Origin of the sequence: Veronia nyctiphanis, assembly GCF_004116385.1 — a bacterium.
Taxonomy (GTDB): Bacteria; Pseudomonadota; Gammaproteobacteria; order Enterobacterales; family Vibrionaceae; genus Veronia; species Veronia nyctiphanis.
The window spans coordinates 1-216 of the sequence record NZ_PEIB01000125.1 but is presented as its reverse complement, the minus strand read 5'-3'; the positions used below and the strand labels follow the sequence as shown (position 1 = coordinate 216).

Here is a 216-nt window from a genome sequence, read left to right as displayed (position 1 = left end):
CAATGATGATGCTGACGCCCCTTCTATCGCGAGTGTCTCAAATGTCACGGTGACAGAGGGCGCTGAAACAGATCCCATCACCGTCACCTTAAGTAACCCATCCACGACCACGACCCGGGTTGAAATTAACATCGATGGGGGGACCGCAACGGTCGGCGATAACGATTACACCGATACCACATTCTGGGTACGGTTTGACGGCGGCGAGTGGCAACA

Annotated in this window: 1 protein-coding gene; it reads left to right on the top strand. The window is 54.6% G+C overall.

The genetic code is table 11. The features are described from left to right. On the top strand, positions 1–216 hold a 216-nt coding region (locus tag CS022_RS25165), incomplete at both ends, for a hypothetical protein (protein WP_161569760.1).